The following is a 16,250-nucleotide window of genomic DNA, read 5'->3' on the forward strand; positions in this document are numbered from 1 at the left end:
CGAGCCACTAGGAGTGTGCCCCATGAAGAAGACATTGACAATTATCGGCTTTCTGGCGGTCTTTCCGGCTGGCGCGGCGCTGGCTGACGACGATTGCTTCGTGCCGATGGCCGACTGGCAGCCGCGCGATGCTGTTGCCATGCTGGCTGAGGAAAATGGTTGGACGGTGCGTCGGATCAAGATCGATGACGGCTGCTACGAGATCGACGGGAGGGATGCCGAGGGGCGTGCGATCGAGGTGACTGTCCACCCGGCCACGCTGGAGGTAATCGAGATCGAATACGAGGACGACGAGGATGATCGCCGCGAGCGGGATCACGAGAGACGCGACGATGACTGATGCAGCGCGTCGCGACGGTAATGTCCCGGTGCCGGGCCTGCCGCGACTCTCCCGGCTTTCCCTAAACTCTCCTCTAGCCCTGACGGGCCCGGTGCTGGTTGCGTTGTCATGCCTACTGGCGGCACTGATCGGGTTCAACACCTATGCGCCCTATGGCGCGGATGCAGCACTTGGCATTGCCGTCGGGGCCGCGGCAGTTGTCGCGATGGCACAGACCCTGATCCTCGCCGCACGGCCGCCGCTGGTGGAACCATTGTTCGGCGGTCTCGATCGCATGTACCGGGTCCACAAGTGGCTTGGTATTTCCGCAATGGTCCTGATGATCCTGCACCAGCAGATCGAGCCGGATTTCGAGCGTTTGGTGCGTGAAACCTCCCTTGGTGAACTTGGTGAAGAGGCGGGCGAACTTGCCTTCAACGCGCTTCTCGCCCTGGTTGCTGTCAGCTGGTTCCGGAGATTGCCCTTCACCCCACTGGAAATCCCCTATCAGATCTGGCGGTTCAGCCATCGTTTCATGGGGGCCCTTTTTGCAATCGTGGTCTTTCACCAGTTCTTCGTCGACATGCCGACAGAGGTAGATCCATCGCTCTCGGTGCTACTGAACACATTCGGCATCGCCGGAGTGATCGCGTGGATATTTACCGAGCTTGTCGCCCCGTACCTGCGGCGTAGAGAATTCACCGTCACAGAGATCAGCCAGACCAAGGACACCACCACGCTGACCCTCCGCCCCGAGGGGCGGGCAATGCGGTGGCGGCCGGGGCAATTCGCCTTCTTCCGCGCACCAGAGGCAGGACTGTCCGAGCCGCACCCTTTCACGATTGCCAGCGCCCCGCGCCCTGACGGCACCCTGACTTTCTCCATCCGAGGCTTGGGTGGCTGGACACGAAGCATGCCCGCCATCTTGCGGACCGGAACGCGCGTGCAGGTCGAAGGGCCATATGGACGGTTCAATTTCCGCAAGGGCGGTGCGCGCCAAATATGGCTTGCCGGCGGCATCGGTATCACGCCGTTCCTCGCCTGGGCGGAAAGCCTGACAGAGGCGGAGAGTCGCGACATTCACCTCATCTACTGCGTTCCGACACAAGAAGAGGCGATTGGGGTAGAGACGCTGCGCGCTGCGGCTGCCCGCAACCCGAGGTTCAGTTTCGAGGTGGTCGTCACGACGCGCGATGGCAGGCTCACGGCCGAGCGCCTGATTGGCGCGGTCCCTTTCGCGATCCGGCAAGCCGATCTGTGGTTCTGCGGCCCAACCGGTCTGAAGGACGGGGTTCTCAAGGGCTTGAAAGCACAAGGCCAAACGCCTCGCCGTGTCCGCTTCGAGCTGTTCGAATTCGCCTGAACGCGGGGCAGGGCGCATAGCCATGCCAGCCCTGTAGCCTGCGCTCGCATCTTTTTGGCCCCGCCATCATCGGCGGGGCCATTTTCCTGACGGCAAGCTGAAGCAGGAATCGCTGGGGCGTCAGGATGCCCTCAGGTCGGGGTGCCAGATTGGTCTCATCAAACGAAAGGACCCCTTGCCATGAAAAAGACCCTGACCGCCCTTGCCCTGATCGCACTCTTGCCCGCCGGCGCTGCGCTGGCCGACGACGATGATTGCAATGCGCCCCGTGACCAGTGGCAGCCGCGCGAGGCCGCCATGCAGATGGCCGAACAGAACGGTTGGACGGTGCGCGACTTCGAGATCGACGACGGCTGCTACGAAATCGAAGGCCGAGACCAGGATGGCCGCGAGATCGAGGTGAAGCTCGATCCGGCGACGCTGCAGATCGTCGAGATGGACTACGAGGATGATGACGACGACCGCGGTGGCGCCCGCAATCCCGCGCCCGCTGGAACGGTCGCTCCTCCGCAGAACGGCCTCTTCGGAAACGGCGCCCCTCCGCAGGTTCAGGTGAACTGAACAGCTCCGAAGCACCCTGAACAAGGATCATTCCCATGAAATCACTTCTCGCAACGCTCGCGCTTACCACCGCACTCACGCTTCCCGGCCTCGCTATGGCACGGCCCGTGACGCTCACAACCACCCTTAACAACTATGGTGGCGACGGCGCTTACCTCGCGCTTTACGTTACCGACGCCTCGGGCGCCTATGTCGGCAGTCTCTGGATGGCTGGTGGCAAGTCCAAGTACTACGAGCATCTGAGCGACTGGTACCGTGCCACGGGCGGCGATACCGCGCAGGTAAACGGTATCACCGGCGCCAGCGTCGGCGCGGGCCGCAGTCTCGAGATCACGCTCGATCTGGCCGACGCGCTGTTCGATACGGGCTACACGCTGCACATCGACGCGGCGGTCGAGGATATGCGCGACAGCCCGAACGAGGTGGCCGTGCCGCTGACGACGGCGGGCGCGGGCACGCCGGTGAGCGGGCGGCGCTACATCTCCAACTTCTCCTACGACATGTGAGGGGCAGGGCCATGATCCGTACACTCCATCGCTGGCCGGGTCTTCTGGCACTCGCGCTCGTCACGATCCTGAGCCTGAGCGGCGCCGCGCTCTCGGTCTTTCCGACAGTCGAGCGCATCACCGCGCCGCAGGTGGAGACTGGCCTGACAGTCGCCACCCTCGCGGACCGCATCCAGGTCGTCTATCCGGGCGTCGAGCAGATCCGGCGGTCGCCCTCCGGTCGGATCACCGCCTATTGGTTCGATCAGGGCGCGCCGGGTGCTGCCGTGATCGACCCGGCGACGGGCGCGGGCGTTGCCTCGGCCGACCCGAACCAGGCCCTTCGCTGGCTCACCAACTTTCATCGCTCGCTCTTCCTCGGGGATGGCGGGCGCATCGCCATGGCCGCCGGGGCCGCGGCGATGCTGGTCCTCTCGCTCTCGGGTGCTATGCTGGTCGCGCGACGGGCGGGCGGATGGCGGCACTGGTTCGCGTCCTTGCGCGGTCCGTTCGCGGGCAGGCTGCATGTCGAGATCGCCCGGATCACCGTCATCTGCCTCGTTCTGTCCTCCACCACCGCCCTCTGGATGACAGCCTCCACCTTCGATCTTTTGCCGGACGGTGGCGTCCTGCCGGCTGATCCCACCGAAGTGAGCGGAGAGATTGGGTTCGCTCTCGATCAGATGGCCACGCTGCTGCAGACGCCCGTCGCCGAGCTGCGCGAACTGAGCTTTCCCTATCCCGGCGATGCGACGGACGTGTTCACACTGAAGACCGACCGGGGCACCGGCTATCTTGACCAGGGAACCGGCGCGCTCATGGCATGGGCCGACCTGACCGGGTGGGAGCGCGTCTCGGAAACCATTTACATGCTGCACACGGGGCAGGGGGCCGCGACGCTCGGCCTTGTGCTCGGGATGATGGCGCTCGGAGTGCCGGCGATGGGCGTGACCGGCGTCCTGATCTGGTTTACCGGGCGCCGCGGGCGGCCGCGCATCCGGGGCAACCAGCCTGCGGGCCGTGCCGAGACGATCATTCTTGTCGGCAGCGAGGGTGGCAGCACCTGGGGCTTCGCCGCGACCCTGCATGCCGCGCTGACGGCAGCGGGGCAGGGCGTCCATGTTGGCCCTATGTCGGGCTTCGCGCCAGAGCGCTACGCCCGTGCCGAGCGCATTATCCTGCTCGCCGCGACCTATGGCGATGGTGCCGCTCCGGCCTCGGCGAAGGGCTTTCTCGACCGACTGAACGCCACAGACCGAGCGCCCGACTTTCCGATTGCCGTTCTCGGCTTCGGCGACCGGAGTTTTCCGGCCTATTGCGCTTTCGCCAAGGACGTCGCGGCTGCGGCGCAGGCGAAGGGCTGGTCCGAACTTCTGCCGTTCGACACCATCGACAGACAGTCGCCACAGGATTTCGCGCGCTGGGGCCGAGCTCTTGGCGAGGCGCTTAGCATCTCTCTCGAGCTTTCTCACCAGCCCGTTTCGCCGCGCACCGAACAATTGACCCTCGTCTCGCGGCGCAACTACGGGGCCGAGATGCAGGCGGGGGCCGCGATCCTGCGCTTCGCCCTGCCGCGCGCAACGCCGTGGCAACGGCTGACCCGCGCGGGCTTCGCACGGTTCCAGGCGGGCGACCTGATCGGCGTCCTGCCGCAGGGCAGCCCGGTGCCGCGCCTCTACTCGCTGGCCTCGGGCCGGCGCGACGGGTTCGTCGAGATCGTGGTGCGCAAGCATCCGGGCGGTCTGGCCTCGGGCCAGCTGACCGCGCTGGAACCGGGCGATACGGTCCGGGCCTTCCTGCGGCGCAATCCCGGCTTTCATGCCGGTCGCGGTCGCACCCCGCTGATCCTGATCGGGGCGGGCACCGGCCTCGGGCCGCTGGCGGGCTTCATCCGCGGCAATGCACGGCACAGGCCCGTGCACTTGTTCTTTGGCATGCGGCATGCGGACAGCGATTTCTTCTATGGCGAAGAGATGCCCGGCTGGCAGGCTGAGGGGCGGTTGACCCGGCTTGTCACCGCCGTCTCGCGCGGCGCGCGGCGCAGTTATGTGCAGGACGCCTTGCGCGCCGACGCGGCGCAGGTGGCCCGGCTTATCTGCGACGGGGCGCGTGTGATGGTCTGCGGCGGGCGCGACATGGCCACGGGCGTGAGCGATGCGTTGGCCGAGATCCTTGCACCTGCCGGGCTTACGCCCGCAGTCCTAAAGGCAGAGGGGCGGTATGTCGAAGATGTCTACTGAGCGCGCGCGCATCGCCCTGAACGGCCCCACCATGGGCACGCGCTGGTCGGCGCTGTTCTTCGCGGATCGGGGCCGCGACACGCATGCAATCCGTGCCGCCCTTCAGGCGGCTGTCGACGAGGTGGACACGCAGATGTCGACGTGGAACGCGGAGAGCGCGCTCATGCGGATCAACGCGGCGCCGGTGGGCGATTGGGTGGTGGTGCCGGAGCAACTGCGGGCGGTTCTGAGCCTCGGGCTCGAGATCGGGCGCGCCTCGGGCGGGGCCTTCGATATCGGAATGGGCGATGCGGTGACGGCCTGGGGTTTCGGGCCCGGGGCCGCCGCGCCCGAGGGTATCCGCGCCGCGATGGACGCCCCCCGCCGCCCGGTGCAGGAGGTGCTGGAGATCGAGGGGATGCAGTTGCGCAAGACCGCGCCCATTGCGCTGGATCTGAACGGCATCGCCAAGGGCTATGGCGTCGACCGGCTCGCCGAGACCTTGCGCGATCATGGGATTGCCGACGCCCTTGTCGGCATCGACGGTGAGATGCGCGCCATGGGCCTGCGCCCCGATGGCGAGGCATGGATCATCGCGGTAGAAGCGCCGGACCCTGATCGCCGGACGCCGCATTCGGTTCTGGCGCTGCAGGACGCCGCCGTGGCGACCTCCGGTGACTACCGCCATTGGGTCGAGGTTCAGGGGCGCCGCCTGTCGCATACTATGGATCCGAGACGTGGCGCGCCGCTGATCACGCCGCCAGCCTCCGTCACCGTGGTGGCCCGCACCTGTGCCGAGGCCGACGCCTGGGCGACGGCGCTGATGGTGCTCGGTGCGGAGACGGGTGCGAACCTCGCAAGACAACGTGGACTCGACGCCCTGTTTCTTCTGTGCGATGATGACGGGATTGCAAGGGGCGTGGGAGTCGGGCAGCTTTTTTCCGAAGAACCAGCGGCAATCGCCTCAGCCGGGGGAAGATGAGCCGCATGGAACAGACCCGTACCGATCGCTTCAAGACCGCACTCCTGCTGATGGCCGCAACCGGGCTGATCGTGGGACTCGCATTCTACCTTGCGGGCCAACCAGAGATTGCGAACCTGATCTGGATTGCAGGAGTTGTTCCCGCGCTCTCAGCGCTTGTGGTCGAAATCGTCCGGAGCATTGGGCGCGGCGAGGTGGGCCTCGATATCGTTGCCGCACTGTCGATGTCGGCGGCGCTTGTCTTCGGCGAGACCTTGGCTGCGGCTGTCGTCGCAGTCATGTATTCTGGAGGCACCTTCCTCGAAGCCTTCGCTGAGGGCCGTGCACGTCGTTCGATGAAGGATCTTCTATCTCGCGTACCCCGGACCGCGACGCGGCACCGGAACGGCGGTCTTGAGGATGTGCCTCTCGAGGAGATCGCACCGGGCGATCGCCTGCTGATCCGGCAGGGCGATGTCGTTCCCGTGGACGGTACGGTGACGTCCGACACCGCCTTCCTCGACACCGCGGCGCTGACCGGCGAGTCCCTCCCAGTCCGGCTGGCGCGCGGGGCCGACGCCATGAGCGGATCGACCAACGCGGGCGAGGCCTTCGATCTGACGGCGACGCGCGAGGCCAAGGACAGCACCTATGCCGGGATCGTTCGTCTGGTGGAGGAAGCGCAGGCGTCCAAAGCGCCGATGTCCCGGCTGGCCGACCGCTGGTCGCTGGGCTTTCTGGTCGTCACCGTCAGTATCGCCTTCGCGGCCTGGTGGTTCACAGGCGATCCGATCCGCGCGGTCGCCGTGCTGGTGGTCGCCACGCCCTGTCCGCTGATCCTTGCCGTGCCGGTCGCACTGGTCGCGGGTCTGTCGCGCGCGGCGCATTTTGGCGTGCTGATCAAGGGCGCAGGGCCGCTCGAGACAATGGCGCGCATCCGCACGCTGATCCTCGACAAAACGGGGACGCTGACGGATGGCCGTCCGCAGATCATCTCGATCGACAGCCACGATGGCATGACCGAGGACGACATCCTCCGCCTTGCCGCCGCGCTCGATCAGGCATCGAAACACCCCGTGGCGCAGGCCATCGTCGCTGCCGCAAAGGCGCGGGGCTTCACACTGCCCGTTCCGACAGAAGTGGCTGAGATCCCGGGCGAAGGGGTCTTGGGTCGTGTGGAGGACCGCGAGGTGATCGTCGGCGGCGACGGCTTCGTGGCGTCCCGTGTCGGGCGGATGGTGGGCGATCACCCCGCCAAGGGCGCCGGATCGGTCCTCGTCGCAGTGGCAGTTGACGGTCACATGGCTGGGCACCTCGTCATGTCCGACCCGCTGCGCGAGGGAGCGGGTGCCATGCTGGACGGTCTGCGCCGTCAAGGGATCGCGCGCATCATTCTGGCTACTGGCGACCGCGCGGACGTGGCCGAGCGCGTGACCGAGGGGCTGGGCCTCGACGGGCTGCGGGCCGGTCTGACGCCGGATCAAAAGGTGTTACTGGTGCTTTCCGAGCGTAAACACGGGCCGGTGATGATGGTGGGTGATGGTGTCAACGACGCGCCCGCCCTGGCCGCAGCCGATGTAGGCGTGGCAATGGGGGCACGGGGCGCCGCGGCCTCGGCCGAGGCCGCTGACGTGGTGCTGCTCGTCGACCGGATCGACCGGCTGGGGCCCGGCATCGAGATCGCGCGGGCCTCGCGGCGGATAGCGGTCGAAAGCGTTGTCGCCGGGATCGGTCTGTCTGTCATGGGCATGATCGCGGCCGCTTTCGGCTACCTCACGCCTGTCCAGGGCGCGCTCCTGCAAGAAGTGATCGACGTTGCCGTGATCCTGAACGCTCTGCGCGCGCTGCGCATCGCGCCGCAGGAGCCGCCTACGGACAAACCACAGGCCATCAGGTCAGAGCAAGCTGACATCGTTCAAGGAGCCACGCCATGAGCCGTCTATCACATTCTGAAATCCATATGGTGCATCGCATCGGCTGGCTGCGGGCCGCCGTTCTCGGCGCCAACGACGGTCTTGTCTCGACCGCGAGCCTCGTCGTCGGCGTCGCCGCAGCGGGGTCGGGCAAGCCTGAGGTCATGATCGCCGGGTTGGCCGGGCTTGTAGCTGGCGCGATGTCCATGGCTGCAGGAGAGTACGTGTCAGTCAGTTCCCAGACCGACGCCGAACAGGCCGACCTCGCCCGTGAGACCCGCGAACTCGAGGAAACGCCCGAGGCCGAACTGGAGGAACTGACCCTGATCTATGTCGATCGAGGTCTTGATCGGGATCTGGCCGAGAAGGTTGCCGTGCAACTGACTGAACGCGACGCGCTCGGATCGCATGCGCGCGACGAGCTCGGCATTTCGGAAACCGTGACGGCTCGCCCTATCCAGGCGGCTCTGGTGTCCGCACTGACCTTCGCAGTTGGGGCCGTGCTACCCCTGATCGTCGTGCTGCTGGTCTCGGAGGCGCAGATCGCTCCCCTGGTGGCGGGATCGACGATCCTCGGCCTTGCGGTTCTTGGCGGATTGGGCGCTTCGGCCGGCGGCGCAGGCGTCGTCCGTGGGGCCGCGCGGGTCACGCTATGGGGAGCGCTTGCAATGGCGGCGACAGCCGGGGTCGGTGCGCTGTTCGGGGTCGCCGTAGGCTAGGATTCAATGGTGTCGCTTAGCAGTTAACCGCAAGAATGCGTCGGTTTGGTTCTGGTTGACCATTTGATCATGAGAATCTGGGCTGCTGGATTCTCAAATTAACTGCATTTGCAGGGACCTCGGCCATCGGGCTTGTGCTATTATGCGCTCGGTGGTTTCGATGAATCGGAACTTGTTGTCGCCCATCATGTGACGACGCAGCATTCGGAGCATTTCAGGTCCGGCGCGCTCGACAATGGCTATCCCGGCCAGCAATGCCGGCCGCATGTGAAGCCGAAGGATCGGACTTGCGGGTGTGGGCAGGTTCTCCTGTTCCGCGGCAATGATGCCATCGAGATCGGGAATAATGGCGCCGAGCACCCTGAAGCGCCAAAGATCCTTTGCGCGGGGAACAGGTCTTGGAATGCGTCGCATCAGGAGAAGCCGAGCGATTTCGGCAGGCGATGCCCAAGTTGCGATACCACGTTCGGCCTCGTTGTCGAGCAGTTGTTCGCCCAGAATAGCTGTCGATTTACACTTCAAACTGGGACTCGGACAATTTCTGGAAAAACGTTACACTTCAATTGAGACTTTTGCGGCCTGAGTCTCAATTGAGGTGTAACGTTTCGTTGGCTATGCGAATGCTGCCTCTTTTTCCAAAGCGGGCTTCCAGGATTCGATGTTTTCATCGGTGATCCGCTCTGTGCCGTCTTGGATCGCCTCGATTGCAAGTTCGTTCAGTATCCCGAATACGCGAGCGGTTATGCCGTCGCCGAGGCGGGAAAGGTGTCGCAAACTCTGGCTGGACAATGCGGACGGAAGTTTGAGCGGTAGACTTCGGAGGATCGCCGTCACCAGTTCCTGGAATTCCTCATCCGCCTTCCATCTTGGCAGTACAAACTGATCCAGGCGTCGTGCCAGTTGAGTGTCGCCGGCAATCGCGTCGCGGGCTTCGGAAACGCCAAGACAGACGAGCGAAGCTTTGATCTCATTGCTAAGATATCGCAGCAGCTGCAGGATCACGCGCTGCTCTCTCGGGGTTCCAGCAAGAAGATTGTGGACCTCGTCAAATACCAGAACACGAACATTGTTGCTTTTCAGGAGGAGGACGGTCCTGATCTCAAGTTCCATGAGTGTCAGGCGTTCATTGATGCTGGCTCCCATGGCCATCAGCAATTGACCGTATATCCTGCGTTCTGTCGGGCGTGATGTCAGCGTAATTGCCAGGACCGGCATGCTTTCCACACCGGTACTGTGATCGATAATTGGCGGATGATTACGCTTGAACTTTTCCACGAGCATCGTCTTGCCCATGCCGCTGTGGCCATAAATCGCGAGGCCCGGCGGACGCGTTGATGGCGGATGGTCGCAAAGCCCATCGAGATGCCGAAGAACCCGACGAGCGCGATCAAAGCCGACCCAACGATCGGATCGAATGGCACGAATCCGTGTTTCGTTTGGCGAGTTGGCAAGTGCCGCGGCGCCAGACGCCAAATGCGGGAGTTCAATCATCAATCCCAAAATTCCGTGTCGTCATCTGAATGAACCGATTTCGCCAAATCTATAGCCGTAACGTGGCCGCTTTCCTTTTGGTCCTGTTTAGTAGGCCTTCGAGCAGCACTCCGGCGCGCTTTTGCGCTTGAGGATGCGGCAATGTCTTCAATCTGCCTTTGTTTTGCGATCGCTGCAAAGATAACATCTTCTTGCAACTCACGCCGTCCTTGGTCTCGAAGCCTTTTCTTGGCATGTTTCCATTCCCACCATGAGACGGGCGGATATGCGAGATTTCGGTACCGCGCTTCTACAAACCGGCCGTCGGACTGGCGAACGAATATTCGAGAAAGGTCTCGTGGATCATATTTGATCTCAAGCTCAGCACCCCGGCCGACATCACGTGATAGGGCGTCCGACCAGTAGCGAATCTTTTCCAGATGAATGCCGTCCTTCAGCAAGCGGCGCCGGTCACCAGGCAAAAAGCTGGTCCAGAACGCCATCCGGTCTGGCGGTAGGTCGAAATCGACTTCACCTTGCCGTTCGCGCCACACGGCCAGGGGAGGGCGCAATAGTGAGGCGTGGATACGCTGATGGTATTTGCCGACGATTTCCAGTGCGATCCACTTTTCTAGTTCGCGTAATGTAAAGGTCGCACGGCCCTCGGAATCGTAGTCACCCCTGATCTTCACATTGCTGAACGTTGTGCCAGGCAGCAGATGAACAGCTCCCATCATGGTTCCGATCAGCCGCTCGACGTGTCCGCCGAAGCGGGGCGTTGCTGGCGGTCTGAACAGGAGCTTGATGCCATATTCCTTGCAAGCGCCGGCGAGCGCTCGCGATCTGAATTCGGCGCCATTGTCGCAATGAAGAACAGCTGGCAGTCCGGCGACAGGCCAAGGAATATCAATCCCCCGTTCGTCTAGCCATGCTGTTTTGTCGTAAACCGCGTGCAGGAGGCAAAGGCCAACCGACGTTCTCGATGGGGCTGCCAATGACAAATGGAAACCCGCGACCATTCTGGTGCAAACATCGATGGCAATCGTCAGCACTGGCCGTCCGATGGGTTGGCGATATTGTTCATCGACAACGACGACATCGACAATAGTATGATCGATCTGCCAAAGGGCATTCGGCTTCGCGACAGAAAGCTGGCCAGGGCTCGGTGTCGAGGCAGCTTCGATCTCGCGCTCCCCGCGCTTGCGGGCCGCGGCAATCGGGATCAATTCTGACACTCTACGCTGCACAGTGCTGCGATGTGGAAGTGATAGCCCCTCTGTGAGGCAGACTTCACCAATGCGCCGCATCAGTGCGGCAAAGCTCGGCTTTTCCTTTTTGAGCCAGAAGCCCTCCACTTGTTCGGCGATAATGCGCTCGGTTCTGGGATCCAGCCTAACCATTCCTTCTTGCGTGCCGCGTTTTCTAGGTTTGAGGCTTGAAGTGCGTTGTGTCTTTCTAAACCTCGCAACGAGTCGAAATAGCGTCGAACGCGGGATCCCATATTCCTCACGCGCAGCTGCGACTACCTCAGCTGTCACTTTCCCATCACTGCCGCGGAGCAGATATCGAAGAAACTCTTCCGGACCTACATCATCGGGGGCTTCTGGGGATGAAATCATACGGCGACATTATGGTCGATCGACCGGTCGATCAATCCCATTTGGAGTGTAATAAGATCCCATTGATGTCTCATTTGAAGTGTAATGCGTTACACTTTAGTCTCACGCAAATCATTGAAAACACTCAATGCGCGAGTCTCGGTTTCAAACATAAATCGACATTTGCCACGATCGAGTATCCCTCCGGAAAGTCGGCCAGTACCTGCCCCGCGGCCAATACAACAGCAAGCGAGGCACCGACCGCAGTGCCGGAGCCTATCATCAAGCCATCACCGGAAAGGTCGACAGCTACCGCAACATAAATCATCCACATTTCAGTGCTTCCGCCGCTCTCCCGCGACGGCTTTATCTTCACGATCAGCGTTTCGGTGCCGATATAGATCGCTCCGCCTGCCGCGAAGGCGACGGCGATCCACCAGCCGGCGAGATTGTCGAGTGCTTCGGGCATCAGCTCGATCGCTACCACGCCAATGACGATGCCCGACGACGCATGGAGCGCCAAATTCAGAAGTCGTGGCGATGTTCGGACGAACTCAGCGACCATTGCGCCAGCAAAATTGCCGAGCCCCGGTAGGAGCGCGAGGCCAGTTATCAGCCATAGGTTGTTCACCACCGCTCCTTCACAATGCTGCCCTTCGCATTTGCTCCGTCCCGCGCACCCGCTTCGCGCGCATAGCACACTGACGCTTCCTTGGGCGGCAAACTCATAGGGCGCGGATTTGTTCCATCGCATCGGAATTCAAAAAGATGCGAATCGTCCCCAGTAGCTGCTGCAGCGGAGCCTCCAGAAGAGTTGTCGCTTCAAAACCAGGTGGCGATACGCCAAAGGTCTAATTTCGGAGTTCTGTGTCTTCTACCGCTACATTCGCATAACCGACGCTGTGGAATAGACACTATTACAGGCGGCAAAAACGGCTCCCGCGTCCACGGTGTTGGCCACATAGATAATTCTGTTAATTGGGTCACAGGGTTTTACATCGAACCATCGCCCCGTAGCCGGGTTTAATCCAGTTCGTGTTTTGGGGACCGCAGTACCCGAATATCCAGAAATCTGCGAGTTGTTTAGCCCACCTGGGTAAGTCGAGGCCGCCCAGAATCTACAGCAACCGTTGCGTTTTTGAGTACGACTGGTTCAAGGTTCGCGCTATGCATCTCCTTGACCGTGATGGTGGTCTTCCATTTGCGTGTCTGTTCGAATCCATGTTGCAGAAACGGCTATACGCCGCCCACTGTCAAACACCAGAACCATGTCTATTTCAGTGAGCGTCTCGACGTTTCTCTTAGGTTCGCCCAAGGTGAGATATACACCGTCTGGTCTCATCAATAGCTCTGCACGACCCGGTATGGGAACCTTCCCGTAAACCGGGTCAGGCATGTCCTGCACCTTTGTCATCTCTGTCCGGCGAATGGATATCTTGCCGAAGGCATCACTCTCCACCGAAGCGAGTCTCACTGGTTCCCGTGTTCCGTTCCAAATGGTAAGAAATCCCGTCGTCTCCTGGACACCAATTGTCGGCTGGACGATCACGGCATGTTCGACAACGAGGTCATTGCTGGCATTCAACGAGATGCTGGTACCCGCAATCGACGGGACCACAAAAAAAAGTAGACTTGCCGTAATCAAACAGAGTGCTGATCTCATGGGTTTCCTCATTCGAGCATGTCGGGCTTACCGATATCTTTTACCACGGATCGTTGCACATTCTTATTTCCCCTCGCAATGGTGCTTTCGCAATTCAGCCGCCAGAGGGGGTGAACTGATGGAGAAACTCTCATGATAACGCCATTGCCGAGAGCTTTTTCAATTTGCTTAAACACGAGATGACGAGACGATGAACTTACAAGGCCCGCGTTAAGGCCAGACCGGATGTGTTCGACTACATCGAGGTGCTCGACAACTCCACACGCAAGCCTGTCAGGAACGGGATGCTGTCGTCCGTCGCGTTCGAGCAGCAGCATAAAATGACGTCCAAGGGTATCTAGAACACTCGGAGCTGTTCATTCTGCGCAACCGACTTTGATTACATGTCCACGACCACCGTGCATTAAGCAGGCAGATCTATGTGAAGGGCAAATCTGATGGAGTGTGTAGCCCGTACATAGTGGGTTGGTTGTTTGTTCTGAGCAGATTGAGGGGGTGAAGTGACATGGACGGTATATCGGAGCTGATACGGGAGTACGGTCTGTGGATCTACGTCCTGCTTTTTGTATACTGCATGTTGAAAAGTGGTAGTCTGCCTTTGTTCGCGGGTTATGCGGCTCAAACACAAATTTTAGATTTGCATATTGTCTTAGTCGCGACTTTTGCCGGCGGGTACCTGGGTGACGAAGTACGGTTCTTCATTGCCAGACGATTTGGAGATGCTTGGCTAAACAGATGGCAATTTGCTCAAAGAGCGAGTGTTGTAGCAAGAGCTTTACTTGCAAACTACGGTTGGGCCTACATCTTTCTTTACAGGTACCCCAAGGGTATGCGGACCATCGGCGCGTTGCCCGTCGGTCTCGGATCAATGTCATGGGGCAGATTTACGATTTTGAATGCAGGATCGGCCATGATTTGGACCGCCTGCTTGGTCTCGGTGGGCTTCGTTTTCGGTGCGCAGGTAGAAAAAGCCGTGGAAACAGGCTGGGGCTTTGCAAGTATTGCTTTTCTCGTCGCTTTGGTCGTCCTCACGGTTTTCGCATGGTGGCGGATGAACCAGATAGCTGTCCCAGTTCCGAAAGTTGAGGAGCAACCGACTTGACACAGTCTCGCTCGCTGCTGATCGCAGGGTCATTCTTCACGAAAACTTAATCATGGTTCATGTAGACAAATTGTATCAATGAGGCGAAAAGGGTCAGATGATACGCGTATTGACCTTCATTTCAGCATTGCTGCTGGCGCTTCCGGCGCTGGCGCATCCGTCCAGTGAGGTGGATTTGGTTCCTGTGTGCCAAAGCTTTGGTGAAGCCGTCGAATGCGATGAAATGGCCAGTGGACTTGCACTTGGTTCAGACGAAATCCCGCTGGGCGAGAAAAGCGGAAGCAAAGTTTCCGTGCACTGTCAGATGCACTTTGCAGTATTTGCTGTCTCGACTGTTTCAGCGAGTATGAACGAGGTGCAGGAGCATGATACTAGCTTCAAAGCATTGCTTCTCTTCAATATCGGATACGTGGTCCCGCGGCCACCAGACGCTCACGCTTGAATAGCCAAATGCGCATTTTGCGCCAATCGGAAAATTCAACGACGTGAGTGTGAAACATGATTTCGAGAAGAGGACTGCTGTTTGGCATTGGCACTGGCCTTGCCACCTCCTGTGGGCTTCCTGCCTACGCCCATGACGAAAAGTTTAAACTGGACGAGAAATTCGAGCCGCAAACCGTGCGCTTTAGCGGTTATGAGCCCGGAACTATAGTTGTCGACCCCAGCAACCATTTTCTCTATTTGCAGATGGGTGCTGGAAAGGCACGCCGCTACGGGGTCGGAGTGGGTCGCGCAGGTCTCGCATTCCGCGGACAAGCAAAGGTTGGTCGAAAGGCCAAGTGGCCGTCATGGACTCCTACGGCAAACATGATCAGGCGCAACCCGAAGAAGTACGCGCGCTTTGCCAAGGGTGTGCCCGGTGGGCCAAACAACCCGCTAGGATCGCGAGCCCTCTACTTATATCGAGATGGGCGTGACACGCTCTACCGCATCCATGGTACTACAGAACCATCTTCAATCGGGCGTTCTGTCTCGAATGGCTGCATTCGCATGATCAACGAACATGTCGAAGATCTCTTTGAGCGGGTGCCGGTCGGCGCCCAGGTTGTGGTGCTGTAGAAGAAACGCCATTCTTCGAATCTAGATAATTGTGAGCCGCAAATCATCTCTGATTCTGCGGCTCGTTTCCCCGATGACGTTATTAAGCGAGTCAACCATGCACACATTCGTGAAAGATGAAAACACATGAACCGGCGTCAATTCATTGTTGGAGCAGCGGGCTCTTCAGTGCTGGCCTTGTCCGGATGCACAACCGCAACTCAGACCGGTCAGCTGGACGAGAAACCTTCGCCAAATCCAAAGTTGAGCAATGTACGAGCAATGTACGGGCCGATGCCCGGCGAACAGTTCCCCTTGCCTGCGATAGACATAGACAAGGTGCCATCAAAATTCTGGAGGCGGCAGGTGGATTTGACCAGCCCGTATCCGGTTGGAACGGTAATCGTCAACACAAAGACATATTTTCTTCATCTGATCCAGGAGAATGGAAAAGCCATGCGTTATGGCGTTGGCCTTGGCCGGCAGGGTTTCGAGTGGTCGGGTGAAGGCGTGATCCAATGGAAGCAGGCTTGGCCGAAATGGACTCCGCCCGAAGAAATGATCGCGCGACAACCTGAGTTGGCAAAATGGAGCGCCAGCAATGGCGGCATGCCGCCCGGGCTAAACAATCCGCTCGGCGCGCGAGCCCTCTACATCTTCCAGGACGGTGTGGACACGCTCTATCGCATCCATGGATCGCCGGAATACTGGACAATAGGTAAATCTGTGTCGAGCGGGTGTGTGCGCATGATCAATCAGGATGTTGTTGATCTCTATGGCCGGGTCACCAGCGGAGCCCGGCTGATAGTGATCTGACGCCAAAGGCAAGAAACGGAAAT

17 protein-coding genes and 1 pseudogene are annotated in these 16,250 nt (G+C 60.4%); 13 read left to right on the forward strand and 5 right to left on the reverse strand.

What is annotated here, in order from left to right:
• Positions 1 to 22 precede the first annotated feature (22 nt).
• The 8 genes from ACK6D9_RS22545 to ACK6D9_RS22580 all read left to right on the forward strand — a co-directional run bounded on the left by ACK6D9_RS22545 (position 23) and on the right by ACK6D9_RS22580 (position 8,540).
• Positions 23 to 340 carry a PepSY domain-containing protein gene (locus tag ACK6D9_RS22545; RefSeq protein ID WP_113913009.1) on the forward strand — a complete coding sequence of 106 codons (318 nt, stop codon included), beginning with the start codon at positions 23 to 25 and terminating at the stop codon, positions 338 to 340.
• Positions 297 to 1,682, forward strand: coding sequence for a ferric reductase-like transmembrane domain-containing protein (locus ACK6D9_RS22550; protein WP_412051968.1), 1,386 nt, complete (start codon positions 297 to 299; stop codon positions 1,680 to 1,682). Before ACK6D9_RS22545 ends, ACK6D9_RS22550 begins: the two co-directional genes overlap by 44 nt.
• 180 nt (positions 1,683 to 1,862) lie before the next feature.
• Positions 1,863 to 2,243, forward strand: a complete 381-nt coding sequence (locus tag ACK6D9_RS22555) for a PepSY domain-containing protein (RefSeq protein WP_009503876.1) — start codon at positions 1,863 to 1,865, stop codon at positions 2,241 to 2,243.
• 35 nt (positions 2,244 to 2,278) lie between these two features.
• A complete protein-coding gene (locus ACK6D9_RS22560) occupies positions 2,279 to 2,749 on the forward strand; it encodes a DUF2271 domain-containing protein (protein WP_043872238.1) in 471 nt (156 codons plus the stop codon).
• A gap of 11 nt (positions 2,750 to 2,760) precedes the next feature.
• On the forward strand, positions 2,761 to 4,968 hold the full coding sequence (locus ACK6D9_RS22565; protein ID WP_412051969.1) for a PepSY domain-containing protein: 2,208 nt from the start codon (positions 2,761 to 2,763) through the stop codon (positions 4,966 to 4,968).
• A complete protein-coding gene (locus ACK6D9_RS22570; protein WP_412051970.1) occupies positions 4,949 to 5,929 on the forward strand; it encodes an FAD:protein FMN transferase in 981 nt (326 codons plus the stop codon). The genes ACK6D9_RS22565 and ACK6D9_RS22570 overlap by 20 nt, the downstream gene beginning before the upstream one ends.
• A 5-nt stretch (positions 5,930 to 5,934) precedes the next feature.
• Positions 5,935 to 7,842 carry a heavy metal translocating P-type ATPase gene (locus tag ACK6D9_RS22575; protein ID WP_412051971.1) on the forward strand — a complete coding sequence of 636 codons (1,908 nt, stop codon included), beginning with the start codon at positions 5,935 to 5,937 and terminating at the stop codon, positions 7,840 to 7,842.
• Positions 7,839 to 8,540 carry a VIT family protein gene (locus ACK6D9_RS22580; protein WP_255006201.1) on the forward strand — a complete coding sequence of 234 codons (702 nt, stop codon included), beginning with the start codon at positions 7,839 to 7,841 and terminating at the stop codon, positions 8,538 to 8,540. Before ACK6D9_RS22575 ends, ACK6D9_RS22580 begins: the two co-directional genes overlap by 4 nt.
• 93 nt (positions 8,541 to 8,633) lie before the next feature.
• On the opposite strand, the gene ACK6D9_RS22585 is transcribed toward ACK6D9_RS22580, so the two are convergent.
• The 5 genes from ACK6D9_RS22585 to ACK6D9_RS22605 all read right to left on the reverse strand — a co-directional run bounded on the left by ACK6D9_RS22585 (position 8,634) and on the right by ACK6D9_RS22605 (position 13,271).
• Complete coding sequence (locus ACK6D9_RS22585) at positions 8,634 to 8,954, reverse strand: hypothetical protein (RefSeq protein ID WP_412051972.1); 321 nt, start codon at positions 8,952 to 8,954, stop codon at positions 8,634 to 8,636.
• Between the two features lie 198 nt (positions 8,955 to 9,152).
• Positions 9,153 to 10,031 (reverse strand): TniB family NTP-binding protein, encoded by an 879-nt coding sequence (locus ACK6D9_RS22590; protein WP_238720040.1) that lies wholly within the window; start codon positions 10,029 to 10,031, stop codon positions 9,153 to 9,155.
• Positions 10,031 to 11,629, reverse strand: coding sequence for a Mu transposase C-terminal domain-containing protein (locus ACK6D9_RS22595; RefSeq protein ID WP_267656447.1), 1,599 nt, complete (start codon positions 11,627 to 11,629; stop codon positions 10,031 to 10,033). The genes ACK6D9_RS22590 and ACK6D9_RS22595 overlap by 1 nt, the downstream gene beginning before the upstream one ends.
• A gap of 124 nt (positions 11,630 to 11,753) precedes the next feature.
• Positions 11,754 to 12,239, reverse strand: coding sequence for a ZIP family metal transporter (locus ACK6D9_RS22600; RefSeq protein ID WP_412051973.1), 486 nt, complete (start codon positions 12,237 to 12,239; stop codon positions 11,754 to 11,756).
• A gap of 534 nt (positions 12,240 to 12,773) precedes the next feature.
• Positions 12,774 to 13,271 (reverse strand): copper chaperone PCu(A)C, encoded by a 498-nt coding sequence (locus tag ACK6D9_RS22605; RefSeq protein ID WP_412051974.1) that lies wholly within the window; start codon positions 13,269 to 13,271, stop codon positions 12,774 to 12,776.
• Positions 13,272 to 13,396: 125 nt separating this feature from the next.
• Here ACK6D9_RS22605 and ACK6D9_RS22610 point away from each other — a divergent pair.
• From ACK6D9_RS22610 to ACK6D9_RS22630, 5 genes and pseudogenes are all read left to right on the forward strand, one after another.
• Positions 13,397 to 13,612, forward strand: a pseudogene (locus ACK6D9_RS22610) (IS3 family transposase); the annotation flags it as partial.
• A gap of 164 nt (positions 13,613 to 13,776) precedes the next feature.
• Complete coding sequence (locus ACK6D9_RS22615; RefSeq protein ID WP_412051975.1) at positions 13,777 to 14,373, forward strand: DedA family protein; 597 nt, start codon at positions 13,777 to 13,779, stop codon at positions 14,371 to 14,373.
• Positions 14,374 to 14,470: 97 nt separating this feature from the next.
• The gene (locus ACK6D9_RS22620; protein WP_412051976.1) at positions 14,471 to 14,815 is read left to right on the forward strand and encodes a hypothetical protein; all 345 of its coding nucleotides are present in this window, start codon (positions 14,471 to 14,473) and stop codon (positions 14,813 to 14,815) included.
• Between the two features lie 56 nt (positions 14,816 to 14,871).
• On the forward strand, positions 14,872 to 15,432 hold the full coding sequence (locus ACK6D9_RS22625; protein ID WP_412051977.1) for a L,D-transpeptidase: 561 nt from the start codon (positions 14,872 to 14,874) through the stop codon (positions 15,430 to 15,432).
• Positions 15,433 to 15,558: 126 nt separating this feature from the next.
• On the forward strand, positions 15,559 to 16,227 hold the full coding sequence (locus ACK6D9_RS22630) for a L,D-transpeptidase (protein WP_244615060.1): 669 nt from the start codon (positions 15,559 to 15,561) through the stop codon (positions 16,225 to 16,227).
• Positions 16,228 to 16,250: the final 23 nt, after the last annotated feature.

It is taken from the genome of Hoeflea sp. Naph1 (genome assembly GCF_046837775.1).
Classification (GTDB): domain Bacteria; phylum Pseudomonadota; class Alphaproteobacteria; order Rhizobiales; family Rhizobiaceae; genus Hoeflea.

Excerpts from the sequence above, each read along its gene's own strand:
- ACK6D9_RS22615 (WP_412051975.1), top strand. The coding sequence starts at position 13,777 with ATGGACGGTATATCGGAGCTGATACGGGAGTACGGTCTGTGGATCTAC.
- ACK6D9_RS22595 (WP_267656447.1), bottom strand. The coding sequence starts at position 11,629 with ATGATTTCATCCCCAGAAGCCCCCGATGATGTAGGTCCGGAAGAGTTT.
- ACK6D9_RS22630 (WP_244615060.1), top strand. The coding sequence starts at position 15,559 with ATGAACCGGCGTCAATTCATTGTTGGAGCAGCGGGCTCTTCAGTGCTG.
- ACK6D9_RS22580 (WP_255006201.1), top strand. The coding sequence starts at position 7,839 with ATGAGCCGTCTATCACATTCTGAAATCCATATGGTGCATCGCATCGGC.
- ACK6D9_RS22585 (WP_412051972.1), bottom strand. The coding sequence starts at position 8,954 with ATGCGACGCATTCCAAGACCTGTTCCCCGCGCAAAGGATCTTTGGCGC.
- ACK6D9_RS22555 (WP_009503876.1), top strand. The coding sequence starts at position 1,863 with ATGAAAAAGACCCTGACCGCCCTTGCCCTGATCGCACTCTTGCCCGCC.
- ACK6D9_RS22545 (WP_113913009.1), top strand. The coding sequence starts at position 23 with ATGAAGAAGACATTGACAATTATCGGCTTTCTGGCGGTCTTTCCGGCT.
- ACK6D9_RS22550 (WP_412051968.1), top strand. The coding sequence starts at position 297 with ATGATCGCCGCGAGCGGGATCACGAGAGACGCGACGATGACTGATGCA.
- ACK6D9_RS22560 (WP_043872238.1), top strand. The coding sequence starts at position 2,279 with ATGAAATCACTTCTCGCAACGCTCGCGCTTACCACCGCACTCACGCTT.
- ACK6D9_RS22605 (WP_412051974.1), bottom strand. The coding sequence starts at position 13,271 with ATGAGATCAGCACTCTGTTTGATTACGGCAAGTCTACTTTTTTTTGTG.
- ACK6D9_RS22570 (WP_412051970.1), top strand. The coding sequence starts at position 4,949 with ATGTCGAAGATGTCTACTGAGCGCGCGCGCATCGCCCTGAACGGCCCC.
- ACK6D9_RS22620 (WP_412051976.1), top strand. The coding sequence starts at position 14,471 with ATGATACGCGTATTGACCTTCATTTCAGCATTGCTGCTGGCGCTTCCG.
- ACK6D9_RS22575 (WP_412051971.1), top strand. The coding sequence starts at position 5,935 with ATGGAACAGACCCGTACCGATCGCTTCAAGACCGCACTCCTGCTGATG.
- ACK6D9_RS22565 (WP_412051969.1), top strand. The coding sequence starts at position 2,761 with ATGATCCGTACACTCCATCGCTGGCCGGGTCTTCTGGCACTCGCGCTC.
- ACK6D9_RS22590 (WP_238720040.1), bottom strand. The coding sequence starts at position 10,031 with ATGATTGAACTCCCGCATTTGGCGTCTGGCGCCGCGGCACTTGCCAAC.
- ACK6D9_RS22625 (WP_412051977.1), top strand. The coding sequence starts at position 14,872 with ATGATTTCGAGAAGAGGACTGCTGTTTGGCATTGGCACTGGCCTTGCC.